The 24,257-nt window shown below is 69.0% G+C and carries 24 protein-coding genes and 2 tRNA genes; 6 read left to right on the top strand and 20 right to left on the bottom strand.

Annotated elements, in window-relative coordinates; genetic code table 11:
- Positions 1-68: 68 nt before the first annotated feature.
- The 4 genes from ACFWCK_RS07000 to tdh all read right to left on the bottom strand — a co-directional run bounded on the left by ACFWCK_RS07000 (position 69) and on the right by tdh (position 4,148).
- Complete coding sequence (locus tag ACFWCK_RS07000; RefSeq protein ID WP_378805182.1) at positions 69-722, bottom strand: ArsR/SmtB family transcription factor; 654 nt, start codon at positions 720-722, stop codon at positions 69-71.
- Between the two features lie 67 nt (positions 723-789).
- Positions 790-1,776, bottom strand: a complete 987-nt coding sequence (locus ACFWCK_RS06995) for an alpha/beta hydrolase family protein (RefSeq protein ID WP_378805180.1) — start codon at positions 1,774-1,776, stop codon at positions 790-792.
- A 143-nt stretch (positions 1,777-1,919) separates the two neighbouring features.
- Entirely contained in the window at positions 1,920-3,095 is a 1,176-nt protein-coding gene (locus tag ACFWCK_RS06990) for a glycine C-acetyltransferase (protein WP_378805179.1), read from the bottom strand.
- A gap of 9 nt (positions 3,096-3,104) precedes the next feature.
- Positions 3,105-4,148 (bottom strand): L-threonine 3-dehydrogenase, encoded by a 1,044-nt coding sequence (tdh, locus tag ACFWCK_RS06985; protein ID WP_378805177.1) that lies wholly within the window; start codon positions 4,146-4,148, stop codon positions 3,105-3,107.
- An 87-nt stretch (positions 4,149-4,235) separates the two neighbouring features.
- Between tdh and ACFWCK_RS06980 the strand changes: the two genes are divergently transcribed.
- From ACFWCK_RS06980 to ACFWCK_RS06970, 3 genes are all read left to right on the top strand, one after another.
- Positions 4,236-5,138 (top strand): LysR family transcriptional regulator, encoded by a 903-nt coding sequence (locus ACFWCK_RS06980; RefSeq protein WP_233309220.1) that lies wholly within the window; start codon positions 4,236-4,238, stop codon positions 5,136-5,138.
- A 54-nt stretch (positions 5,139-5,192) separates the two neighbouring features.
- A complete protein-coding gene (locus ACFWCK_RS06975; RefSeq protein ID WP_378805176.1) occupies positions 5,193-7,244 on the top strand; it encodes a M3 family metallopeptidase in 2,052 nt (683 codons plus the stop codon).
- A gap of 107 nt (positions 7,245-7,351) precedes the next feature.
- Entirely contained in the window at positions 7,352-7,849 is a 498-nt protein-coding gene (locus tag ACFWCK_RS06970; protein WP_378805174.1) for a GyrI-like domain-containing protein, read from the top strand.
- 70 nt (positions 7,850-7,919) lie between these two features.
- On the opposite strand, the gene clpX is transcribed toward ACFWCK_RS06970, so the two are convergent.
- The 11 genes from clpX to ACFWCK_RS06915 form a co-directional block, all read right to left on the bottom strand.
- A complete protein-coding gene (clpX, locus tag ACFWCK_RS06965; RefSeq protein ID WP_233309217.1) occupies positions 7,920-9,188 on the bottom strand; it encodes an ATP-dependent Clp protease ATP-binding subunit ClpX in 1,269 nt (422 codons plus the stop codon).
- Positions 9,189-9,600: 412 nt separating this feature from the next.
- Positions 9,601-10,089 (bottom strand): hypothetical protein, encoded by a 489-nt coding sequence (locus tag ACFWCK_RS06960; protein ID WP_378805173.1) that lies wholly within the window; start codon positions 10,087-10,089, stop codon positions 9,601-9,603.
- 127 nt (positions 10,090-10,216) lie between these two features.
- Complete coding sequence (locus tag ACFWCK_RS06955) at positions 10,217-11,068, bottom strand: aldehyde dehydrogenase family protein (RefSeq protein WP_378805172.1); 852 nt, start codon at positions 11,066-11,068, stop codon at positions 10,217-10,219.
- Positions 11,065-12,552, bottom strand: a complete 1,488-nt coding sequence (locus ACFWCK_RS06950; protein ID WP_233309215.1) for an aldehyde dehydrogenase family protein — start codon at positions 12,550-12,552, stop codon at positions 11,065-11,067. The genes ACFWCK_RS06955 and ACFWCK_RS06950 overlap by 4 nt, the downstream gene beginning before the upstream one ends.
- A 13-nt stretch (positions 12,553-12,565) precedes the next feature.
- Positions 12,566-13,534, bottom strand: coding sequence for a deoxyribose-phosphate aldolase (gene deoC, locus ACFWCK_RS06945; protein WP_378805957.1), 969 nt, complete (start codon positions 13,532-13,534; stop codon positions 12,566-12,568).
- Positions 13,535-13,563: 29 nt separating this feature from the next.
- On the bottom strand, positions 13,564-14,517 hold the full coding sequence (locus tag ACFWCK_RS06940; RefSeq protein ID WP_233309213.1) for a sugar-binding transcriptional regulator: 954 nt from the start codon (positions 14,515-14,517) through the stop codon (positions 13,564-13,566).
- Between the two features lie 146 nt (positions 14,518-14,663).
- Positions 14,664-15,314 (bottom strand): ATP-dependent Clp protease proteolytic subunit, encoded by a 651-nt coding sequence (locus ACFWCK_RS06935; RefSeq protein WP_378805170.1) that lies wholly within the window; start codon positions 15,312-15,314, stop codon positions 14,664-14,666.
- Positions 15,315-15,331: 17 nt separating this feature from the next.
- The gene (locus ACFWCK_RS06930) at positions 15,332-15,922 is read right to left on the bottom strand and encodes an ATP-dependent Clp protease proteolytic subunit (protein ID WP_233309211.1); all 591 of its coding nucleotides are present in this window, start codon (positions 15,920-15,922) and stop codon (positions 15,332-15,334) included.
- A gap of 80 nt (positions 15,923-16,002) precedes the next feature.
- Positions 16,003-16,497, bottom strand: a complete 495-nt coding sequence (locus tag ACFWCK_RS06925; protein WP_378805169.1) for a tetratricopeptide repeat protein — start codon at positions 16,495-16,497, stop codon at positions 16,003-16,005.
- A gap of 85 nt (positions 16,498-16,582) precedes the next feature.
- Positions 16,583-18,085 carry a trigger factor gene (tig, locus tag ACFWCK_RS06920; protein WP_378805167.1) on the bottom strand — a complete coding sequence of 501 codons (1,503 nt, stop codon included), beginning with the start codon at positions 18,083-18,085 and terminating at the stop codon, positions 16,583-16,585.
- 63 nt (positions 18,086-18,148) lie between these two features.
- Positions 18,149-18,222 (bottom strand) — tRNA-Pro (locus tag ACFWCK_RS06915).
- A gap of 131 nt (positions 18,223-18,353) precedes the next feature.
- Between ACFWCK_RS06915 and ACFWCK_RS06910 the strand changes: the two genes are divergently transcribed.
- The 3 genes from ACFWCK_RS06910 (at position 18,354) to ACFWCK_RS06900 (ending at position 20,378) form a co-directional block, all read left to right on the top strand.
- Positions 18,354-18,427 (top strand) — tRNA-Gly (locus tag ACFWCK_RS06910).
- Positions 18,428-18,557: 130 nt separating this feature from the next.
- Positions 18,558-18,926: a hypothetical protein gene (locus tag ACFWCK_RS06905; protein ID WP_233309208.1), complete on the top strand. Its 369-nt coding sequence runs from the start codon at positions 18,558-18,560 to the stop codon at positions 18,924-18,926.
- Between the two features lie 135 nt (positions 18,927-19,061).
- A complete protein-coding gene (locus tag ACFWCK_RS06900) occupies positions 19,062-20,378 on the top strand; it encodes a hypothetical protein (RefSeq protein WP_378805166.1) in 1,317 nt (438 codons plus the stop codon).
- Positions 20,379-20,475: 97 nt separating this feature from the next.
- Here the strand turns inward: ACFWCK_RS06900 and ACFWCK_RS06895 are convergent, their stop codons facing one another.
- From ACFWCK_RS06895 to gap, 5 genes are all read right to left on the bottom strand, one after another.
- Complete coding sequence (locus tag ACFWCK_RS06895; RefSeq protein ID WP_045272527.1) at positions 20,476-20,832, bottom strand: RNA polymerase-binding protein RbpA; 357 nt, start codon at positions 20,830-20,832, stop codon at positions 20,476-20,478.
- Positions 20,832-21,080 (bottom strand): preprotein translocase subunit SecG, encoded by a 249-nt coding sequence (gene secG, locus ACFWCK_RS06890; protein WP_233309206.1) that lies wholly within the window; start codon positions 21,078-21,080, stop codon positions 20,832-20,834. Before secG ends, ACFWCK_RS06895 begins: the two co-directional genes overlap by 1 nt.
- Positions 21,081-21,179: 99 nt before the next feature.
- Positions 21,180-21,971, bottom strand: a complete 792-nt coding sequence (gene tpiA / locus ACFWCK_RS06885) for a triose-phosphate isomerase (RefSeq protein ID WP_378805165.1) — start codon at positions 21,969-21,971, stop codon at positions 21,180-21,182.
- Entirely contained in the window at positions 21,962-23,188 is a 1,227-nt protein-coding gene (locus ACFWCK_RS06880) for a phosphoglycerate kinase (RefSeq protein ID WP_378805164.1), read from the bottom strand. Before ACFWCK_RS06880 ends, tpiA begins: the two co-directional genes overlap by 10 nt.
- Before the next feature lie 10 nt (positions 23,189-23,198).
- Positions 23,199-24,209: a type I glyceraldehyde-3-phosphate dehydrogenase gene (gap, locus tag ACFWCK_RS06875; protein WP_045252312.1), complete on the bottom strand. Its 1,011-nt coding sequence runs from the start codon at positions 24,207-24,209 to the stop codon at positions 23,199-23,201.
- Positions 24,210-24,257: the final 48 nt, after the last annotated feature.

The raw sequence follows: 24,257 nt of genomic DNA, 5'->3' as shown, positions 1-24,257 counted from the left end.
CGCGTCGGCGACGCGGAGCCCTGTGCGCTCGACGAAGGTGGGGGCGGCGATGTGCAGCGTCGCGGCGGTCATGACAGCTCCTCGGTCTCGGTGGTGCGGTGTTCCACGGCGCCGCGGGGGCGAGCGTCGGGAAGGTCGAACAGGTCTGCGCGGACAGTGACTCGACGCACGCCGGGTCCGGTCTGGCCACGGTAGCGCTGCACGGCCTCGCCGATCACGGCGTCAATGCGTCCCGTGAGCTCCTGCAGCTGCGATGCCGTCAGGTCGAGCATCGTCGTCATGTGGTGCGCAGCCTCACGCCATTCCTGCGGAACCTCGGACTGCGGCCGGTGCAGATGGTCCATGAGCCGCTGATGGCGGTTGCGGAAGAACTCGTCCTCCACGATCTGCGCCGCAGCCCGACCGGACGGCGTCATCTCGTCGTTCGGGCCGGGAAAGGACATGCGACCGCGAGGCCGCTCCCACCACCGCTCTCGCGCGGTGCCGCGACCGGCGACCTCCCGAATCAGATCCTGCGCCGCGAGTGCACGGAGGTGATAACTGGTGGCGCCAGAACTCTCCCCGATCAATGCGGCGAGGGAGCTCGCCGTCTGAGGTCCGCGCTCTGCGAGCAGATCGAGGATCCGAACCCGCAGCGGATGCGCGAGAGCCTTCAGGGCGCCCGCGTCAAGCATTCGCTCCTCGGACGTCGTGTCCTTGCGGGGTGCGTCGTTCTCCGTCATACTTGCAAAGATACCTTTGCAAGAGATTCTTTGCAAGTACTTCTTTGCACGTTTCCCCGTCGGCGACTCAGCCTGCGGTCACGTGCCGCGTCCAGGCCAGGATCGCCATGACCGCGTCGGGGTCGAGCCTCGTCCCCTCCTCGTTGTAGTTCGTCCCCGGGACGATCTCGGCGCGCGGGCGGAGTTCGTGCTTGAGCACGTGGTTCGCGTTCGCGGGGAACGAGAACGTCACCAGCGGATTGCCCGCGGCGGCCATCCGCAGTGGCTCCCCGTCGGCGGCAGCATCGATCTGCAGGTCCTTCTCCCCGATGAGCACGAGCGCGGGGATCGCGACCTCCCCGATGCGGTCAGCGACGCTCTCGCTCCACAGTTCACGTGCGAACGGGAGGTTCACGGGACTGTCGAAGCTCCGCAGCACGTTCGCGACGGTGTCGGGGATGGCTTCGTCCGGATCCATCGCACCGCCCGCCGAGAAACGGGTCGTCGCCTCTCGTACGAGAGCGAGGATCTTCTCTCCCCCGGGTACCGCCGAGAGCTGCGCGCTCAGCTGCATGCCCAGCACCGCGCCGACGCTGCGCCCGGGAGGCGCGGCGAGCACAAGCCCGCAGAACGGGATCGGAAGCCGCTGCTCTGCCTGCGCGAGCGCATAGTGCAGCACGTGCACGCACCCCTCGCTGTTGCCCAGCCCCACGATGCGGCTCCGATCCACCCGAGGATCGGCGACGAGCACGTCGACCGCCGCGGCAAGCTCAGCGAGATGCGACGCCATGCTGAACGTGCCCGCGAGGCGCGGCAGGTTCTCGACGACGTGCGGGCCCGACGCCCGCTTGTCGTAGCGCAGCGTGATGAAGCCGCTCTCGGCGAACGACTCGGCGAGCAGCCTGCCGGATCCGTTCGTCCCGGGCAGCATCGGCGAGTTCCAGTCCCGGTCCGTCGGCCCGCTGCCGGCGACGAGGACGACTGCGGGGAACGGGCCGTCTCCGTCCGGCGCCATGATCGTGCCGAACATATCGATGCCGTCGAGGGTCCAGCCCACCTCTGCAGAGTGCGTCATGAGCAGAGTCTGACGTGCGTTCCTCTCCATCTCCGAGGAATCCACGGAGAGTCTCTCGCCGACATCTCTCGCAGCGCCAACGCCCCCTCGCGGCAACGGCGCTCGGAGGAGGCGCCGACGCTGCGAGGGGGCGAGGACACCGGTCAGGCGGCAGCGCGTGCGGCGACGAACGCCGCGACGCAGCGCTCGACCTGCTCCGGGGTGTGCGCGGCGGAGAGCTGCACCCGGATGCGAGCGAGACCGCGCGGCACCACCGGGAAACTGAACGCGGTCACGTACACGCCCTGCTTCTGCATCTCCGAGGCGACCCGTGCGGTCAGCGCGGCATCGCCGAACATGACGGGGACGATCGCGTGCTCCCCCGGGAGCAGGTCGAACCCCTCCTCGGTCATGCGACGCCGGAACAGCGCGGCGTTGGACTGCAGCTGCGCGCGCAGGGACCCGGATCCCTCGACGAGGTCGAGCGCGCGCAGGGTGCCCGCGACGATCGACGGGGCGAGCGTGTTGGAGAACAGGTACGGCCGGGCACGCTGGCGCAGCAGAGCCACGATGTCGCGGTGACCCGCGACGTAGCCGCCGCTCGCGCCGCCGAGCGCCTTGCCGAAGGTGCCGGTGTAGATGTCCACACGACCCTCGACGCCGCACAGCTCCGGCGTGCCGCGTCCGTGCTCGCCGATGAATCCGACCGCGTGCGAGTCGTCCACGAAGACCAGGGCGTCGTAGCGCTCCGCGAGGTCGCAGATCTCGGCGAGCGGCGCGATGTACCCGTCCATGGAAAACACGCCGTCGGTCACGATCACTCTGAATCGGGCGTCGGCCGCGGCCTGGAGCTGCTCCTCGAGTTCGCCCATGTCGCGGTTCCGGTAGCGCAGCCGGCGCGCCTTGGAGAGCCGGATCCCGTCGATGATCGACGCATGATTGAGCTCGTCCGAGATGATCGCGTCCTCGGCCGCGAACAGCGTCTCGAAGACGCCGCCGTTCGCATCAAAGCAGGATGAGAACAGGATCGCGTCGTCGGTGCCGAGGAACGTCGACAGACGCCGCTCGAGCTCGAGGTGCTGCTCCTGCGTGCCGCAGATGAAGCGCACGCTCGCCAGGCCGTAGCCCCACTCGTCGAGCGCGCCCTTGGCGGCAGCGACGAGGCGCTCGTCGTCGGCGAGCCCCAGGTAGTTGTTGGCGCAGAAGTTCAGCACCTCGGCGCCGTCCGCGATGATCTCGGCGCGCTGCGGACCGCGGATCCCGCGCTCGTGCTTGGTGAGCCCTGCCTCGTCGATACCGGCGAGTTCGCCGGCGAGGTGCTGCTGGAATGCTCCGTACATCGTCGTCTCCTACAGTTCGGTCCAGTCGAGGATGATCTTGCCCGTGCCCGCCGATGCAGCGGCCGCGAAGCCCTTCTCCCAGTCGCGGGCCGGAAGGACCTCGGCGATGATGCGGGTGATCGAGCCGCGCAGCACGGGACTGGTCTGCAGCATCGCGCCCATCGCGTTCCAGGTCTCGAACATCTCCCGACCGTAGATGCCCTTCACGGTGAGCATGTGGGTGACGATCTTGCCCCAGTCCACGCTGAACGGTCCGGTCGGCAGGCCGAGCATGGCGATCCGGCCGCCGTGGTTCATGTTGTCGATCATCGCGGGCAGCGCGCTCGGCGCTCCGCTCATCTCGAAGCCGATGTCGAAGCCCTCGCGCATGCCGAGCGCGCGCTGCGCGTCCGCGATGTCCTCGCGGGAGACGTCGACGACGGCGTCGGCGCCCATCTCACGCGCAAGCTGCAGTCGCGGTGCGCTCACATCGGTCGCGGTGATGAAGCGCGCACCCACGTGCCGGGCGATCGCGATCGCCATGAGGCCGATCGGGCCGCAGCCGGTGACGAGCACGTCCTCTCCGACGAGCGGGAAGGCGAGCGCGGTGTGTACGGCGTTGCCGAGAGGGTCGAAGATCGCGCCGAGCTCGGGCGTCACATCGGCGTGATGCACCCAGACGTTCGTGGCGGGAAGGGTGAGGTACTCCGCATACGCGCCGTCGCGCTGCACGCCGAGTCCGATCGTGCGGATGCACATCTGCCGGCGGCCGGCGCGGCAGTTGCGGCACATTCCGCACACGATGTGCCCCTCGCCGGAGACGCGGTCGCCGACCGAGATGTCGTGCACCAGCGGGCCCACCTCGACGACCTCGCCGTAGAACTCGTGCCCGGGAATGAGCGGCGCCTTCACCGCGGAGGCGGCCCAGTCGTCCCAGCGCTGGATGTGCAGATCGGTGCCGCAGATGCCGGTGCGCAGCACGCGGATGACCACTTCGTCGGGTCCGGCCACGGGGTCGGGACGGTCGACGAGCGCGAGGCCCGCGTGCGGGCCGTCCTTGTAGAGAGCCTTCATGCTTCGATCCCACCGCGAACAACCCTGTAGATCAATCCCCACTGTCTGGACTGAGCTTTAAGCATCGCTACATGCTTGACTGGACATATGCAGTTGCAGCAGCTTCAGATCCTCCGCGAGCTCGGCGCGCTCGGCAGCGTGACCGCCGTCGCAGAGGCCCTGCGCGTCACGCCGTCCGCCGTCTCCCAGCAGCTCGCCGCGCTGCAGCGCGGAGTCCGGGCGCCGCTGACGAGGAAGCAGGGCCGCACGCTCGTGCTGACGCCCGCCGGAGAAGCTCTCGCCGAGGCCGGTGCCGCGGCGCTCGACGCGATGGCCGCGGCGCGATCGGCGGTGGACGAGTTCGAGGCGACCGAGGGCGGTGTCGTCACGGTCAGCGGCTTCCTCAGCGCCGCGCAGGCGCTGTTCGGCCCTCTGATCCGGGCGCTCGGATCCGGACCCGACGTCCCGGCGATCCGCTTCACCGACGAGGATGTCGCGCAGAGCGACTTCCCTGCCCTCACCGCACGCTACGACCTCGTGCTCGCGCACCGCATGGAGCACAGTCCGCCCTGGCCCAAGACCGGGATCCGCGTGCTGACGCTCGCCGCCGAGCCGCTGGACGTGGCGCTCTCCCCTGAGCACCCGCTCGCGCAGCGTGCCTCACTGCGCCCGGCCGATGTGGTGGGCGAGCGCTGGGTGACGAGCCGAGCCGGCTACTCCCCCGACGACGTGCTGCGCACGATCTCCGCCATCACGAACCAGCCTGCCGAGATCGTGCATCGCATCAACGACTACGGCGTCGCCGCCTCCGTGATCGCGACGGGCGACGTGATCGGGGTCCTCCCCCGCTACACCTCGCCGGGCACCGACGCCGTCGTGCGCCGCCCGCTGCAGTACGTCAGCACCAACCGGATGATCGACGTGCTCGCCCGGCCGGAGAACCTGCGCCGGCGTTCCGTGCGTCTCGTGTCCGACGCGCTGCGCCGGGTCATGGCGGATCTGACCGGCTGAGCGCCGCGCGGCCGGGCACTCCCTCTGGTCCGAGCCATCTTCTAGGCTCGGACCATGACGGTCGAGACCAACCCGCTGCTCACGCCCTCCACCCTCCCGTATGCGCTACCCGACTACGGATTGATCCGCGCGGAGCACTATCTCCCCGCATTCCGGCAGGGATTCGAGGAGCAGCTCGTCCAGATCCGCCGGATCACGATGGTGCGGTCGATGCCGACGTTCGAGAACACGATGGTCGCGCTGGAGCGCAGCGGAGAGCTTCTGGACCGGACCTCGCACGCGTTCTACACCGTGAGCTCCGCCGATGCGACCCCTGAGATCCAGGCGATCGATGAGGAACTCGCCCCGCTGATGGCGGCGCACCAGGATGCGATCCTGCTCGACGCCGCCCTGTACTGGCGCATCTCGCAGCTGCACGAGCAGATCGGCGCACTGTCGCTGGATCCTGAGCAGCATCGGCTCGTCGAGCGCTGGCATCGCGAGATGACGCTGGCCGGGGCGGCGCTCGACGACGAGGCGAAGGCTCGACTCACCGAGCTGAACCAGCGGATCTCCTCGCTGAGCACGACCTTCGAGAGGAACCTGCTCGCCGACACGAACGAACTGGCCGTCGTGTTCGACGACGCGATCGAACTCGACGGCCTGAGCGACGGTGAGCTGTCCGCTGCCGCGCGCGCCGCCGTCGAGCGCGGCCTCGACGGCAAGCATCTGCTCACGCTCCCGCTCTTCACCGGCCACCCCGCCCTGGCGGCGCTGACGAACCGCGAGAGCCGTCGTCGGATCATGGCGGCATCGCTCTCTCGCGGCGCGCGAGGGGGCGACCACGACAACCGCGGTGTCCTCGTCGAGATCGCCCGCCTCCGCGCCGAGCGCGCGGATCTGCTCGGCTACCCCTCGCATGCCGGCGCCGTGACCGCCGACGAGACCGCGGGCACGCCCGAAGCCGTGGAGCGCATGCTGCGAGATCTCGCCGCACCGGCCGCACGCAACGCGACAGCGGAGCGAGCCGCCCTGCAGGGACTCATCGACGAGACCGAGCCCGAGCCGTTCCCCCTGGAGGCGCACGACTGGGCCTTCTACACCGAGAGGCTGCGCACGGCGCAGTACGAGATCGACACCGCGGCCCTGCGCCCCTGGTTCGAGGCGGAGCGAGTGCTCCGCGACGGCGTGTTCGCCGCCGCCGGCCGACTGTACGGGCTCTCGTTCACGGAGCGCCCCGACCTGCCCGTCTACCACCCCGGCGCGCGGACCTTCGAGGTGTTCCAGGAGGACGGGTCCGCGCTCGGGCTCTTCGTGCTGGATCTGTACACCCGCGACAGCAAACGCGGCGGTGCGTGGATGAATCCGATCGTCAGCCAGTCCGCGCTGCGTGGCACTCTGCCGGTCGTTGCGAACAATCTCAACGTGGCCAAGCCCGCCGACGGTCAACCGACGCTGCTCACGCTCGACGAGGTGAACACGTTGTTCCACGAGTTCGGTCATGCGCTGCACGGTCTCTTCTCCGACGTGACCTACCCGCACTTCTCCGGCACGAACGTTTTCCGCGACTTCGTCGAGTTCCCCAGTCAGGTCAACGAGATGTGGATGCTCTGGCCCGAGCTCGTCGGCTCGTACGCACGGCATCACGAGACCGGAGAGCCGCTCCCGGTCGGTCTCATCGACCGTCTGCAGTCGACCGGGACCTTCAACCAGGGGTTCGAGACCAGCGAGTACATCGCCGCAGCCTGGCTCGACCAGGCGCTGCACACACTGCCGGCGGGCGGCTCGATCGACGATGTCGCGGCGTTCGAGGCAGCGGCCCTCGCCGACATCGGGCTGAACGATCCGGCGGTGCCCACCCGATACTCCTCGGCGTATTTCGCGCACGTGTTCTCCGGCGGCTACAGCGCCGGCTACTACTCGTACATCTGGAGCGAGGTGCTCGATGCCGACACCGTGGAGTGGTTCCGCGAGAACGGCGGGCTCACCCGGGAGAACGGGGAGCGCTTCCGGCGTCGTCTGCTGGGCGTCGGCGGGTCGAAGGATCCGCTCGAGGCCTATCGAGACTTCCGCGGCCGTGCCGCCGAGATCACCCCACTGCTCAAACGCCGCGGGCTGGACAGCTGACGGCGCCGGTCACGGCGGTCCGCTGCGCTCTTGCGCCCCGAGCGGGCATCGCGCATGCTGAGCACGGCGTGCGCGCATCGGACGTGCCCGATCGAGGAGGAGTCCCCATGACCGCGTTCCCCGCCGAGCCGTTCGACGGCGTTCAGGAGATCATCGTCGAGGCCGCACCGCTCGCGGTCGTGCGGCATTCCGGACTCCGCCTGAGCAGCCTCCCGGACGTCTTCGATCCCGCCTACGCCGCGCTCGGTCGGGCGATCGCCGATGCCTCGTTCTCTCCGGCGGGTCCGGCGCTGGCCGTCTATCACGGCGACCCCATGGGCGTCTTCGACCTGGAGATCGGATACCCGGTGACCGCACCGATCAGCGAGGTCCTCTCGGTCGACGGCGTCGAGATCGCTCCCTCTGCGCTGCCCGCGGGGCCTGCTCTCGCCGCCAGTCACATCGGCGCCTACGACGGGCTCGGCCCCGCATGGGGACGCCTGTACGGTGACGTTGCGCAGCGCCTGCGTCGGGGAACGGGCGATTGGATCGAGATCTACGTCACGGATCCGCGGAGCGCCGCGCCGGCCGAGCTGCGCACGGATCTGGTGCTGCGCACGGTCTGACGCACCGACACGCCGCTGCGGTGGGGCGAGGTCCTCGGCGGGGCTGTGTCGGTGATGCCGGACGGGACCGTCAGGCGCTCTTGCGCTTGCGCGCGAGCACGAGCGTCGGTGCCGCGCCTTCCTCGACCGCCGCGCGCGTGACGACGACCTTCTGCACGTCCTCCGCGGAGGGGATCTCGAACATGATCGGCCCGAGGACGTCCTCGAGGATCGCCCGGAGTCCGCGCGCGCCGGTCTTGCGCAGCACGGCGAGGTCGGCGATCGACTTCAACGCGTCGTCCTCGAACTCCAGCTCCACGCCGTCGAGCTGGAACATGCGCTGATACTGCTTGACCAGCGCGTTGCGCGGCCCGGTGAGGATGTCGATCAGAGCCGCCTGGTCGAGCGGCGAGACCGAGGCCACGACCGGCAGCCGGCCGATGAACTCGGGGATGAGACCGAACTTGTGCAGATCCTCCGGCAGCACCTCGCTGAACAGATCCAGGTCCTTGCCCTTGTCGTGCAGCGGTGCGCCGAATCCGACGCCGTGCTTGCCGACGCGGGAGGAGACGATGTCCTCGAGGCCGGCGAAGGCGCCGGCGACGATGAACAGGACGTTCGTGGTGTCGATCTGCAGGAACTCCTGGTGCGGGTGCTTGCGACCGCCCTGCGGGGGCACCGACGCGACCGTGCCCTCGAGGATCTTGAGCAGCGCCTGCTGCACGCCCTCTCCCGAGACGTCGCGGGTGATCGACGGGTTCTCCGCCTTGCGCGCGATCTTGTCGATCTCGTCGATGTAGATGATGCCCTGCTCCGCGCGCTTGACGTCGTAGTCGGCCGCCTGAATCAGCTTGAGAAGGATGTTCTCCACGTCCTCGCCGACATAGCCGGCCTCGGTGAGCGCCGTGGCGTCGGCGACCGCGAACGGGACGTTCAGGCGCTTCGCGAGCGTCTGCGCGAGGTAGGTCTTGCCGCACCCGGTCGGGCCGATCATCAGGATGTTGCTCTTGGCGATCTCGATGTCCTCGGCCTTCTGCTCGGCCGGCTGCAGGGTGCCGCGGGCGCGAACCCGCTTGTAGTGGTTGTAGACCGCGACGGCGAGGGCCTTCTTGGCCGGCTCCTGACCGACCACGTACTCCTCGAGGAAGGAGAAGATCTCGCGGGGCTTGGGCAGATCGAACTCGGCGACCTCGCCGTTCGCGGACTCCGCCATCCGCTCTTCGATGATCTCGTTGCAGAGCTCGACGCACTCGTCGCAGATGTACACGCCGGGACCGGCGATGAGCTGCTGCACCTGCTTCTGACTCTTGCCGCAGAACGAGCACTTGAACAGGTCGGCGCTCTCACCGATGCGTGCCATGTGCGTCCTCCTTCGAGACGTGGTCCGCGGTCGCCTCCGTGCTGTCACGACGGGCGATCGCGGCGTGGGAACACCGTGCGGCGATGCCGCTGTTCGAGCCTAACCGCTGCATCCGACATCCGGCCGCATCGCCACGGATCCCCCACGACGCGTCGCTCCGCGCGCGGCGAACAGGCTCCCACCCACCCTTGCATGACGAATGGCCCGCCCCGTGCACCCGGCTCCATCACCGTCGGCGGCATCCTTCTGGCACCTACAGTTCCCAGACCAACCCGGAGAGCGCCAACCAGCCGACACATGGATCCAACGTGAACGCCGGGAGTCCGCGGGTCGACGTCACGTTCGAGCTGGGATCCACGCAGCCGCGGGATCGGGGCGGAGAACGAATGTGTCGCCGATGCTCCAGGGGTGCTCACCAGGACCCCAGCCGACCCTGTTGTACATGGCCGCGGACGTCATGTCCATGCATAGACGCTTCTCGATGCCCGTCGAGGTTGTCGCCGGTGACGGTCGTGTAGCTCACGATGCGACCCTGATCGTCGAGATTCACGGTGCCGTTCGCGCCTTCGCGAGGCCCGAAGTCGATCGGCTCCCCGATCAGCTTGCCGTGGAAGTCGGTGGCGTGGCCGTCGGCGTCGACCGTGTCCGACTGAATCTCGACCCACGCGAGCGGATGGCAGTTCTCCGCACCTCCGACGCGCTGCTGCTCAGAGGTCGGGAACACCGCTGACGGCTCGGGCGTAGGTCTCCTGGATGGCGCATTCGGGGCAAGCGAAGGCTGGACGACGTGGTGGGGGCTGGCGGCAGAAACGGTCGCGAGTGCGGAGCCAGCGCCGACGGCAAGCCCGACGACGACAAGCCCGGCTCCGGACCAGGTGACGAACTTCGCGGTTCTGCTCATGCCCTGAACCTAGCCGGGTGCTCCGATTCGTTACGAGCCCGGGATGGACCGATGCCCGAATGAGAATCGCCCGCCCGGCCGCGTCATCCGGATCCGAGCGGGCGATGCAACGAACTGGCGACGAAGACTACAAAAGAGCCTTCGGATGCCACACGGTCTTCACCTCGGTGAAGGCGGCGATCCGCTGCGGAGAGGCGACGACCTCACCCGGGGCCAGCACGCGCTTGAGCGTGTCGGCGGCGGCGATCTGCAGGTCGATCCAGTCGATGCCGCCTGCGCCCGCCAGATCCAGCGCGTTGACGTCGGCGTGCGAGGCGAGCCACGGCGCGAGCTCCGCCGGGGCTCCGGTGAGCACGTTCACCACACCGCCGGGAACATCGCTCGTCGCGAGCACCTCGGCCAGGCTGATCGCCGACAGCGGGTACTGCTCGCTCGCCACGACGACCACCGTGTTCCCGGCGACGAGCGCCGGCGCGACGACCGAGACGAGGCCCAGCAGCGCGTCCTCCTGCGGCGCGACGATCGCGACGACGCCGGTCGGCTCGGGCGCGGAGATGTTGAAGTAGGCCCCCGCGACCGGGTTCAGGTTTCCGGCGATCTGGGCGTACTTGTCGCACCAGCCCGCGTACCAGACCCACAGATCGATCGCCTCGTCGACCTGCGCTCCCGCCGCGGCGGCCGACACGCCCTGCTGCGCGACGATCTCGTCGACGAACTGCGCCTTGCGGCCCTCCAGCACCTCGGCGACGCGGTACAGCACCTGTCCCCGGTTGTACGCGGTGGCCTTTGCCCAGCCGGCCTGCGCGGTGCGCGCGGCCTTGACCGCGTCGCGCGCATCCTTGCGCGAGGCCTGGGCGGCGTTCGCCAGGAACGCGCCCTTGGGCGTGGTGACCTCGTAGGTGCGTCCCGATTCGCTGCGCGGGAACGCGCCGCCGATCGCGAGCTTGTAGGTCTTGGGAACGGTGAGTCGCGCGCTCATGCGGCAGATCCCTTCTTCGGTGCCTTGGCCTCGATCTGGCGGGCGACCCCGGACGGACGCAGGTACGCGGTCAAGCCCTGCTTGCCGCCCTCGCGGCCGTAGCCGGACTCCTTGTAGCCGCCGAACGGGCTGGACGGATCGAACCGGTTGAACGTGTTCGCCCACACCACGCCGGCGCGCAGGCGATCGGCGACGGCGAGGATCCGGGATCCCTTGTCGCTCCAGATCCCCGCAGACAGACCGTAGGGGGTGTTGTTCGCCTTCGCGATCGCCTCGGCCGGAGTGCGGAAGGTGAGCACCGACAGCACGGGGCCGAACACCTCCTCGCGGGCGATGCGATGCGATGCCTCGACACCGGTGAAGATCGTCGGGGCGAACCAGAACCCCTTCTCCGGAATCGCGCAGTCGGCAGTCCAGCGTTCGGCACCCTCGTCCTCACCGATCTGGCTGAGCTCCCTGATGCGGGCGAGCTGCTCGGCGGAGTTGATGGCGCCGATGTCGGTGTTCTTGTCGAGCGGATCGCCCAGGCGCAGCGTCGACAGGCGCTCCTTCAGCCGGTCGATCACCTCGTCGTGGATGGACTCCTGCACCAGCAGCCGGCTGCCGGCGCAGCACACATGGCCCTGGTTGAAGAAGATCCCGTTGACGATCCCCTCGATCGCCTGATCGATCGGGGCGTCGTCGAACACGATGTTCGCGGCCTTGCCGCCGAGCTCGAGGGTGAGTGCCTTTCCGGTGCCGGCCACGGCGCGGGCGATCTCGCGACCCACCGCGGTGGAACCGGTGAAGGCCACCTTGTCGACGTCGGGGTGGCGCACCAGCGCGGCGCCGGTCGCACCGGCGCCCGTGACGATGTTCACCACGCCTGCAGGCAGGTCCGCCTGCTGCAGGATCTCGGCGAAGATCAGCGCGGTGAGCGACGTCGTCTCCGCGGGCTTCAGCACCACCGTGTTGCCTGCGGCGAGGGCCGGGGCGACCTTCCACGCGAGCATGAGCAGCGGGAAGTTCCACGGGATGACCTGACCCGCGACGCCGTGCGCGGCCGGATCCGGTCCCGCTCCGGCGTAGTCGAGCTTGTCCGCCCAGCCTGCGTAATAGAAGAACCAGGAGGCGACGAGCGGCACGTCGACGTCGCGGGACTCCTTGATCGGCTTGCCGTTGTCGAGGCTCTCCGCCACCGCGAGCTCGCGGGCGCGCTCCTGCACGAGGCGCGCGATGCGGAACAGGTACTTGCCGCGGTCGCGGCCGCTCATCTTCGACCACACCTTGGTGTAGGCGCGACGCGCGGCGGCGACGGCGAGGTCGACGTCCTCATCGGACGCGTGCGCGATCGTCGCGATGCGCGACTCGTCCGCCGGGGAGATCGTGCCGAACGAGGCGCCGCGGCCCTCGACGAACTCGCCGTCGATGAAGAGCCCGTACTCGTCCTTCAGGTTGAGGATGCTCCGCGACTCGGGCGCGGGCGCGTATTCCAGGAATCCCATGAACAGTCCTTCGTCAGTCGATCGTGACGTAGTCGGGGCCGGAGTAGTGGCCGGTGGTCAGCTTCTGCCGCTGCAGCAGCACGTCGTTCAGCAGGCTCGAAGCGCCGAAGCGGAACAGGTGCGGCTGCAGCCACTCCTCCCCCGCGGTCTCCGCGACGTGCACGAGGTACTTCACCGCGTCCTTCGAGGACCGGATCCCGCCCGCGGGCTTCACGCCGATCTTCTCGCCCGTGAGCCGGTGCCAATCGCGCACGGCTTCGAGCATGAGGAGCGTGACCGGCAGCGTGGCCGCCGGGGCGACCTTTCCGGTGGACGTCTTGATGAAGTCGCCGCCGGCCAGCATGCCCAGCCACGACGCGCGCTTGATGTTGTCGTAGGTGTTCAGCTCTCCGGTCTCGAGGATGATCTTGAGCGAGGCGGAGGTGCCGTCCTCTCGACGGCAGGCGTCCTTTACGGCCACGATCTGGTCGAACACCTGGCCGTAGCGCCCGGCGAGGAACGCACCTCTGTCGATCACCATGTCGATCTCGTCGGCGCCGGCCTCCACGGCGTCACGGGTGTCGGCCAGCTTCACCGCGAGGGACGCGCGGCCGCTCGGGAACGCGGTGGCGACCGCCGCGACGGAGATCGCGCCGTCATCCGGATCACCGTGCCGGGCGCCCAGTGCCTCGACGGCATAGGGCACCATGTCGCCGTACACGCAGACCGCGGCCACGGACGGACAAGTCGGATCCGAGGCGTCGGGCTGCTTGGCCTTGGAGACCAGCGAGCGCACCTTTCCCGGGGTGTCCGCGCCCTCCAGCGTCGTGAGGTCGATGAGCCGCACGATCGTGTCGAGAGCCCAGGCCTTCGACGTCGTCTTGATCGAGCGCGTGCCGAGCGCGGCGGAGCGCTGCTCCAGGCCCACCGCGTCCACGCCGGGCAGGCCGTGCAGGAATCGGCGCAGCGTGAGGTCGTCGGGGTCGCCACCGAGCACCTCCAGCGCCGTGCGCCGTGCGAGTTCGGTCGTCGTCACTGGTCCTCCAAGAGGGTCCGGGCGGTCGCCTCGTCGGTGACCACCATGGTGCACAGGTTCGCGGTCACGACCGTGCGGGCGATGTCGTGCTTCGCCTCTCCGGCCGTGACGAAGACGGAGGTGCGCGCCTCGCGCAGTCGCTCCAGGCTGAGTCCGACGGTGCGGGCGTCGAGTTCGGGATCGACGATGTTGCCGTCCGCATCGATGTAGCGACCAAGGACGTCGCCGACCGCACCGCGGCGGCCCAGTTCGTCGATGTCCCGGACGCTCAGGTAGCCGTTCTCGACGTGGGCGGACCCCGCGTCGCAGACACCCGCGGTGAAGAGGTAGGCGTCGGCCTGCGCCGCCTGCTCGAGCACTCCTGCGACGGTGCGGTCGCGCTCGATGGCCTGCTTGGTCTCGAGTCGCTCCAGGATCGCGGGGCTGGGCAGCAGCGCGACGTGCCCCGAGGCGCGCTGCGCGATCGTCGCGGCGAGCGAGGCGGCACCTCCGGGGCGGCGATTCACGCTCACGCCGCCGTTCATCTGCACCACGGTGACGCCGCGGGCCCACCCCTCCGCCATGCGGTCGGCGATCGCGGTGAGCGTGCGCCCCCAGCTCACGGCGAGGGTCTTCGGCACCGGCCGGAGGGCGGCGAGGTGGTCGGCAGCGCCCTGCGCGACTCGTCCGAGCGTCTCGGCATCGCTCGGCCCGTTCGGGACGACGACCGCGTCCGCGAGCCCGAAACGCTCGCGCAGCTCCCGCTCGATGCCGAGCTTGCGAGCGCGCGGGTGCACGATCTCGATCCGCACGATCCCGGAGGTTCGCGCCTGCTGCAGGAGCCGCCCGACCTTCCAGCGCGAGACGCCGAGCAGACCGCCGATCTCGTCCTGGGTCTTGTCCTCGTCGTAGTAGAGCTCCGCAACGCGGACGGCGAGCAGCTCGTCGTCGTCGATGGCGGATCGGGGCATGCTCCGAGAGTACCCCTCGCCACGCGCACGCGCACGGCAATGCTCATATGAGCAGGCCGCCCCACTCACTCGCGCAACGGGAGCGGGGACGGGAAAGGGCGGGCCGGAATCGGATCCGGACCGCCCTCTCGCGGGACGTCAGCAGGTCAGCTCAGCGACTGGCGCTTGCGGCTGGTGAGCACCTGGTCGACGATGCCGTAGGCCCTGGCCTGCTCGGCGGAGAGGATGTTGTCGCGATCGATGTCGCGGTTCACCTTCTCGACCGGCTGCCCGGTGTGCTTGGCCATGGTCTCCTCGAGCCAGGTGCGCATGCGCAGGATCTCCGCGGCCTGGATCTCGATGTCCGAGGCCTGCCCCTGACCGGCTTCACCCATGGCGGGCTGGTGCATGAGGACGCGAGCGTTCGGCAGGGCGAGACGCTTGCCGGGCGCACCCGCGGCGAGCAGGACGGACGCGGCCGAGGCCGCCTGTCCGAGCACGACGGTCTGGATCTGCGGCGCGACGTACTGCATCGTGTCGTAGATCGCCGTCATCGCCGTGAAGGATCCACCGGGCGAGTTGATGTACATCGTGATGTCGCGCTCGGAGTCCTGGCTCTCCAGGACCAGCAGCTGGGCCATCACGTCATCGGCCGACGCGTCGTCGACCTGCACGCCGAGGAAGATCACGCGATCCTCGAACAGCTTGTTGTACGGGTCCTGACGCTTGAAGCCGTAGGCGGTGCGCTCCTCGAACTGAGGAAGGACGTAGCGGCTCGAGGGCAGGGTGCCGGCGGACCGGAACGTGGGTGTGTACATGAGTGTCCTCTCCAGCCTTACTTGTCCGCGCCCGTGCCGCCGCCGCCGTGCACGTCGCTGGCGTGCTCGCGCATGTGGTCGACGAAGCCGTACTCGAGGGCCTCGGTGGCGGTGAACCAGCGGTCGCGGTCGCCGTCCTCGTTGATCTGCTCGACCGACTTGCCGGTCTGCGAGGCCGTGATCTCGGCGAGGCGCTGCTTCATCGACAGGATGAGCTGCGCCTGCGTCTGGATGTCGCTGGACGTGCCGCCGAAGCCGCCGTGCGGCTGGTGCAGCAGCACGCGCGCGTTGGGCGTGATGTAGCGCTTGCCCTTGGTGCCGCTGGTCAGCAGCAGCTGCCCCATCGAGGCCGCCATGCCGATGCCCACCGTGACGATGTCGTTCGGCACGAACTGCATCGTGTCGTAGATCGCCATACCGGCGGTGATGGATCCGCCGGGCGAGTTGATGTAGAGGTAGATGTCCTTCTCGGGGTCCTCAGCGGCGAGAAGGAGGATCTTGGCGCAGATCTCGTTGGCGTTCTCGTCCCGCACCTCGGATCCCAGCCAGATGATGCGATCCTTGAGCAGCCTGTCGAAGACGCTCGTCGCGACCAGGGGTTCAGCCATTTCCGCTCCTGTTTCCGTGTTCGGTGATTCGAATCTACCGGCGACAACGCGCGTGCCCGGCCGTGTTCGCCGTCGGCATATCAGGCGTCGCGGCCCGCGATCTCGTGCGCGTAGGCCGTCATCGACCGGTGGTAGCGGGGCATGTGCGGCACGAGGGCCAGAACGGCCACGGCGAGCCCGCGCTCGGGCTGTCCGCTGCTGGCCAGCGCGAGCGCGTGCATGGCGGCGATCGCATCGCGGTAGACGGAATCAGGGTGCGCGGCATGCTCGGCCTCGATGAGTTCGAGCGCGCCCGGCACGTCGCCGAGATTGCGCAGCGAACTGGCCAGCTGGATCGTCGCCTGGGCGCGCCGGTCGTCGTCGAGCCCGAGCTCGAGCGCACGCCGGTAGAGCGGCACGGCCTCGTCGGGCCGTCCCGCCGAGTCGCGGGCGCCGGCACGTTCGAAGGCGGCTTCGGCATCATCGGGGCCGCGCTCCGCCGCGATCGCGTCGATCCGCGTGATCACCTCGTCGTCGACAAGACCGCCCGAGGCGGCCTCCCACACGGCGTCGATCCGCTCCTGCCAGTCGTTCATGTCTGTCCTCGGTCTCATCGTCGGTGGATGCGAAGAGGGCGGGTGCATGTCGCACCCGCCCTCTTCCGGATCGTGGATCCGGTGCTTACTCGGCGTCAGCAGTCTTGTCGGCGGCCTTCTTCGCCGGAGCCTTGCGCGCGGCCGGCTTCTTGGCGGCGGGCTTCTCCTCGGCGGCGGCCTCGGCGGCAGGAGCCTCGTCGGCCTCGGCGACCTTCTTGGCCGGAGCCTTCTTGGCGAGAGCCTTCTTGGCCGGAGCCTTCTTCGCGGGCTTCTCCTCGGCCGGGGCCTCCGCGGAGTCCTCGGCCTCGTCGTCGGTGGCGACGAAGCCGGTCAGGTCCACGGCCTTGCCGTTGGAGTCGACCACGGTGACCTTGCCCAGCGCGACTGCCAGCGCCTTGTTGCGGGCGACCTCGCCGACCAGCACGGGCAGCTGGTTCGCGGACTGGAGCGCCTCGACGAACTCCTGGGGAGCCATGCCGTACTGCGCGGCGGACTGGATCAGGTACTGGCTGAGCTCGTCCTGCGAGACCTGGACGTTCGCGTCCTCGGCGATGGAGTCGAGCAGCACCTGGGTGCGGAACTGCTTGGTGCTCGCCTCCGTGACCTCGGCGCGGTGCTCGTCGTCCTCCAGGCGACCCTCGCCCTCGAGGTGGTTGTGCACCTCGTCCTCGATGAGCTGCGGCGGGACGGGGATGTCGATCTGCTCGAGCAGCGTCTCGACGAGCTTGTCGCGCGCGGCGGACGCCTGCGTGAACACGCCCTGCTGCTCGACCGACTCGCGCAGGCTGTCGCGCAGCTCGGCGATCGTGTCGAACTCGCTCGCGATCTGCGCGAAGTCGTCGTCCGCCTCGGGCAGCTCGCGCTCCTTGACGGCCTTGACGGTCACGGAGACCTCGGCCTCCTCGCCGGCGTGGTCGCCGCCCACGAGCTTCGAACGGAAGGTGGTGTCCTCGCCGGCGGTGAGCGAGTCGATCGCGTCGTCGATGCCCTCGAGCAGCTCGCCGGAGCCGATCTCGTAGGAGACGCCCTCAGCGCGGTCGATCTCGGCGTCGTCGATCGCGGCGACGAGGTCCAGCTCGACGAAGTCGCCGGCCTTCGCGGGACGGTCGACGGGGACCAGGGTTCCGAAGCGGGCGCGCAGGCGGTCGAGCTCTGCGTCCAGCGCGGCGTCATCGGCCTCGACGGCGTCGACGGTCACGGTGATGCCCTCGAGCGAGGGGACCTCGATCTCGGGACGGACGTCGACCTCGACCTCGACCTTGAGGTCGCCGGAGAAGTCCTTTTCATTGGGCCACTCGATGACCTCGGCCGAGGGGCGGCCGACGATGCGGAGGTTGTGCTCGAGCGATGCCTCACGGAAGAAGGTGTCCAGGCCCTCGTTGACGGCGTGCTCGATGACCGCACCGCGGCCGACGCGCTGGTCGATGATCGGCGCGGGCACCTTGCCCTTGCGGAAGCCCGGGATCTGCACGTCCTGCGCGATGTGCTCGTACGCGTGAGCGATGCTGGGCTTGAGGTCCTCGGGGGTGACCGTGATGTGCAGCTTGACCCGGGTCGGGGCAAGCTTCTCGACGGTGCTGTTCGCCATGCTGGTGTGTCTCCTTGTGAATGTCCCGCGCGGAGATCCACGCGAGTGCGACGTATCTGAACGTCGGGGCGACAGGATTTGAACCTGCGACCTCCCGCTCCCAAAGCGGGCGCTCTACCAAGCTGAGCTACGCCCCGGATAGGACCCGCGCGCGCGGGAACGGCCTCCACGAGTCTAACGGAACAGAGCACCCCCGGCAGTCAGGTATGCTCGTGGATGTCCCGCGGCGTCGTATCGCGGGCCGGTCCCCTCGCTCGCCGAGGGGCCCGGGGGTGTAGCTCAATGGTAGAGTCTCAGTCTTCCAAACTGATTGCGCGGGTTCGATTCCCGTCACCCCCTCCACACTTTCTCCCCCGTTCTGCAGAGGAACGCGAGGTCCGATCCTGCAGCTCGACGCCGTGATGCGGTCGCGTCGCGACGCCTTCGTTCCCGGGCGGTCGGCGTAGAGTTCGCTCCGTCGATGGGAGCGGACATGGAGATCACTCCGACGCGCATCACCGCGCTCGATGCGGACCAGGTGTTCGTCTTCGGCTCGAATGCGGACGGCCGTCATGGCGGCGGTGCCGCCCGGATCGCGTACGAGACCTTCGGAGCGGTCTGGGGTGAGGGGCACGGTCATCATGGTCAGACGTATGCCATCGACACGATGAGCGGCCTCGACGTCCTCGCCGCCGAGGCGCAGACGTTCGTGGCCTACGCGACCGCGCATCCCGCTCTGCGGTTTCTGCTGACCCCGGTCGGGTGCGGGATCGCCGGCTACGCACCGGATCAGGTCGCGCCCGCATTCGTCGGCCTGCCCGCCAACGTCTCGGTGCCGGCGAGCTTCGTCCCGTTCCTCTGAGATCGCCGCGACGGCACGGCTCCGCATACACCCAGGGCCCGCCCGGTCCGCATGAGAGGATGTCCGCACGTGCGACGACGTCGAGCCGTCGCACCCGCATCACCCGGCCCCTCGGCCCCGAGCGACAGGACCGTGATGGAAGAGCCCCGCCCGCCGCACCGCGACGATGCCGCACCGGATGAAGACCTCGGCACGACGGCGGCCGGCGTCGCCATGCCGGACGCCGACGATGCCCGGTCACCGGGCCCGAGCACCTCGGACCTCGTACCGGGTGCGCAGGACGCCGATGCGCCACCGGCTTCTCCGTCCGACTCCGCGGCGCGAACGCGCCGCCGGCGCCGCGTCCTCGCCTGGGTGCTCCCTCCGGTGGCCGCCGTACTGGTCCTGGGTGCGCTCGCGATACTCGAGCTCACCGCGTGGCAGAGCTTCGAGCACGAGAGCGCTGCGCTGAGCAAAGCCCTCGACGATCAGGACGAGGCCGCACGCCAGGTGCAGGGAGCGCTGGCCGGGTCGCGCAGTGTGAGTGACGCGGCGACCGCCGTGCTCGCCGTTCAGGACGGCGGCCTGCTCACCGGCGAGGACCGCACGGCCCTCGCCGACGCCGCCCATCAGGCCGCCGAGCGCTCCAAGGCCGCCTCCGCCCTGCTCCCCGGCAGCCGACCTCATACGAGCCCCCGGAGATTCTGGTTCTGGGAGGTGAATGCCGACACCGCGAGACTCGAGAAGCTCGGCGCGAACGCGCACGAGCGGGCGAAGAAGCTCGACGCCGCCGAGGGACCGCTGCGATCCGCCACGGAGACGGTGCGCACCATCGCGTCGACCACGCTGACCACAGCCGCCGACCGCGCCGCCGGCGCGGAAGCCGCGAATGTGCCCGCCGACAACGACGCCGTGCTCGACCTCCGAGCCGCTGCGACGCAGGTGAAGCAGCACGCGTCCGTCTTCCGGCCCTACGCCGCTGCGGAGTACACGACACTCGTCGCAGCCGTTCAGAAGCTGCAGGATTCCCACACCGCCACCCTCGCAGCCGAATCGGGTCCCCTGGAGCAGTCGCGCCTCGACCTGGAGGCATTCGCCCGGTCTCTCGCACCGGGCATCCTCATGGACTTCGAATGGGCCGATCTCATCAACGGCCTGGGCGAATCCAACGGCTACCTCTCCGGAGAGACCGCGTGGTGGTACGACCGGGGCGGGTACGCCACCATCCGGCTGTCGAACTCGATCGCCCAGGACTGGCCGAGCGACGCCGCGCATGCGATCGTCGCCCACGAGGTCGGGCACGCCATCACGATTCGCTGTCGCACGATGTACGACACCACGAACGATCAGACGGCGGAGGCTTGGGCCACCGCATGGGCGATCAGCATGGGCTTCACATCCGATGCCAACGGCACCTCCGCGTACGGCTCTCCCCCCGATTCGCTGATCCAGACCGCGTCCGCCTGCCGCTGAACCGGCACGGTCTCGCTCCGGCGCTCCGGATAGCGCGCGGATACGACGAGAGCCCCTGCCGAAGCAGGGGCTCTCGTCGTATCCGGTGCGTGCAGGATCAGGACTGACCGCGCCGCTCGCGCAGCTGTGCGAGGGCGTCGCCGAGAAGCTGCTCGGCCTCCTCGTCGGTACGGCGCTCCTTCACGTACGCGAGGTGGGTCTTGTAGGGCTCCGCCTTCGCGATCTCCGGCGGGTTCTCCTTGTCCCGCCCGGCGGGAAGGCCGGAGTGCGGGTGGTCGATGATGTCGGGGATCTCTTCCTCGGGCAGGCCCGCCGCGAAGTACCGCACGGTCTCGTTGCCGAGTCCGTCCCAATACGAGATCGCGATGCGGTCGGCGTGATAGCCGTGGTCCTGCTCGCCCATGGGGCCGGATCCGACCCTCGTTCCACGGATCGCGTTGCCACCGGTCGCCATCAGATGGCCTCGAACTTCGTGATGAGGCCGAGTCCGACGACCGCGACGAACCAGGCCAGGGCGAGCACGACCGTGAACCGGTTGAGGTTCCGCTCGGCGAGACCGCTGGACCCGACAGCGGAGGACATGCCGCCGCCGAACATGTCGGAGAGGCCTCCGCCGCGCCCCTTGTGGAGCAGGATCAGAAGGGTCAGCAGGACGCTGGTGATGCCCAGCAGCACCTGCAGGATGAACTGGAGAATATCCACGGATCGGCCTTTCGCTCGGGCCCGCACGGGCGTGCGGGATCCCGGGTAACGGTCAATTATACGTCGAGACGTCCCCGCCCCTCGGGGCGGGGACGCGTGTCACACGCCGACGTGCTTCTGATAGCGCACGATCGCGGCGAACTCGTCGACGACCAGGCTCGCTCCGCCCACCAGCGCACCGTCGACGTCGGGCTCGCGCATGAAGCCGGCGATGTTCGTGGACTTCACCGAGCCGCCGTACAGGATCCGGGTTCGCGCGGCGGCGTCGTCGCCGAGAACGGTCGCGATCACGCCGCGCAGCACGGCGCAGACGTCCTGCGCCTGCTGCGGGGTCGCCGCCTGTCCCGAGCCGATCGCCCAGACCGGCTCGTACGCGACGACGATGTCCGCCTTCGCATCCAGACCCTGCAGCGCCGCCTCGAGCTGACCGGCGGGAACGGCGCTCGCGCCGAACTTCTCCAGGTCCTCCGCGGTCTCACCGACGCAGATCACCGGCACCAGACCGTGCTTGAGCGCGGCCCTGGTCTTGGCCGCCACGACCTCATCGCTCTCCGCGTGGTACTCGCGCCGCTCGGAGTGACCGATGATGACGTAGCTCGCGTCGAGCTTGGCCAGAAACGCGCCGGAGATCTCGCCGGTGTACGCTCCGGCGTCGTGCTCGGACAGATCCTGCGCGCCGAACGCGAACGGGATCTTGTCCGCGTCGATCAGCGTCTGGACGCTGCGCAGGTCGGTGAACGGCGGGAACACCGCCACCTCGACCGTTCCGTCCTCGTGCTTCGCATCCTTGAGCGTCCAGTGCAGCTTCTGCACGAACGCGACCGCCTGCAGGTGGTCGAGGTTCATCTTCCAGTTGCCCGCAATAAGCGGGGTGCGGGTCGTTACGCCCATCCGAGGACCTCCAGTCCGGGAAGCTTCTTGCCCTCGAGGAACTCGAGGCTCGCGCCTCCGCCCGTCGAGATGTGACCGAACTGGTCGTCCGCGAAACCGAGCTGGCGCACGGCCGCGGCGGAGTCGCCGCCGCCGACGACACTCAGGCCGTCGGTCTCGGTGAGCGCCTGCGCGACCGCCTTGGTGCCGGCGGCGAACGCCGGGAACTCGAACACACCCATCGGGCCGTTCCAGAACACGGTCTTGGATCCGCGGATCGCGTCCGCGAAGCGCGCCGCAGTGTCGGGGCCGATGTCGAGCCCGATGCCGGCGGCGCCGAACGACGTCGCCTCGATCGCGTCGGCCGCGGCGATCTCGTGCGCCGCATCCGCGGAGAACGAGGCCGCGACCACCACGTCGGTCGGGAGCACGAGCTCCACACCGCGCTCGGCCGCTTCGGCGATGTACCCGCGCACGGTGTCGAGCTGGTCCTTCTCCAGCAGGCTGGAGGCGACCGCGTGGCCCTGGGCCGCGAGGAAGGTGAACAGCATCCCGCCGCCGACGAGCAGACGGTCGACACGCGGAAGCAGGTGCGAGATCACACCGAGCTTGTCCGAGACCTTCGAGCCGCCGAGCACGACCGTGTAGGGGCGCTCGGGGTTCTCGGTGAGGCGGTCGAGCACGGTGAGCTCGGCCTCGATGAGCAGGCCGGCCGCGGACGGCAGGATCTGCGCGAGGTCGTAGACGCTGGCCTGCTTGCGGTGCACGACACCGAAGCCGTCCGAGACGAGCGCGTCGCCGAGTGCGGCGAGCTGCTCGGCGAAGGCACGGCGCTCGGCGTCGTCCTTGGAGGTCTCCCCCGGGTTGAAACGGAGGTTCTCCAGCACGACGACACCGCCGGACGGCAGGGCCGCGACGGCGTCCTGCGCCGCGGCGCCGACAGTGTCGGCCGCGAACGCGACCGGCTGCCCGAGCAGTTCGCCGAGGCGCACCGCGACGGGGGCCAGGCTGTACTGCGGATCCGGGGCGCCCTCAGGACGACCGAGGTGGGAGCACACGATCACGCGAGCCCCCTGGTCGATGAGGGCCTTGAGAGTCGGCACCGACGCACGAACACGGCCATCGTCCGTGATGACCCCGTCCCGCAGGGGGACGTTGAGGTCACAACGGACGATGACGCGCGTTCCGTCGAGCGAACCGACCGATTCCTTCAGGGATTCGAGGGTGCGCAGAGTCATGGATATGAGCTTAGAGGCGCTCGGCCACGTACTCGGTGAGGTCGACCAGACGGTTCGAGTAGCCCCACTCGTTGTCGTACCAGCTGGAGACCTTGACCAGGTTGCCGGAGACGTTGGTGAGGGTCGAGTCGAAGATCGACGAGAACGGGTTGCCCTGGATGTCGCTCGAGACGATCTGGTCCTCGTTGTACTGCAGGTAGCCGTTGAGGCGCCCCTCGGCCGCGGCCTTCGCGTAGGCGGCGTTGACCTCGTCGGCCGTCAGGTCCTCGCGCTCGGTGATGAGCGTCAGGTCGACGATCGAGCCGGTGGGAACGGGCACGCGGTAGGAGGAACCGCTGAGCTTGCCGTTCAGCTCCGGCAGCACCAGGCCGATGGCCTTGGCGGCTCCGGTCGAGGCCGGGACGATGTTGATCGCGGCAGCGCGGGCGCGACGCAGGTCACTGTGCGGGCCGTCCTGCAGGTTCTGGTCGGCGGTGTACGCGTGCGCCGTCATCATGAAGCCGCGGACGATGCCGAACTCGTCGTTGAACACCTTGGCCAGCGGCGCGAGGCAGTTCGTGGTGCAGGACGCGTTGGAGATGATGTGGTCGGTCTCCGGGTTGTACGTCTCTTCGTTCACGCCCATCACGATGGTCGCGTCGTCGCCGGTCGCGGGAGCGGAGATCAGCACCTTCTTGGCGCCGGCCTCGATGTGCTTCTTCGCGAGCTCGGCCTTGGTGAAGAATCCGGTCGACTCGATGACGATGTCGACGCCCAGTTCGCCCCACGGCAGGTTCGCGGGGTCGCGCTCGGCGAAAGCCTTGATGTGGTGCCCGTCGACGGTGATGCTCTCGTCGTCGTAGCTCACGTCAGCCTTGAGCACGCCACCCACGGAGTCGTACTTCAGCAGGTGGGCGAGGGTCTTGTTGTCGGTGAGGTCGTTGACCGCAACGATCTCGAGGTCGGCGCCCTGCTCGAGGGCTGCGCGGAAGTAGTTGCGTCCGATTCGGCCGAAGCCGTTGATACCGATCTTGACAGACACGAAAGTCTCCTGGTTCTTACTCAAGGAAAAGCGTGATTCTTGCAGATT

This window comes from Microbacterium sp. NPDC060117, assembly GCF_042729315.1.
Lineage (GTDB): Bacteria > Actinomycetota > Actinomycetes > Actinomycetales > Microbacteriaceae > Microbacterium.
The sequence above is the reverse complement of the archived record's forward strand: the minus strand, read 5'-3'. Positions and strand labels throughout refer to the sequence as shown.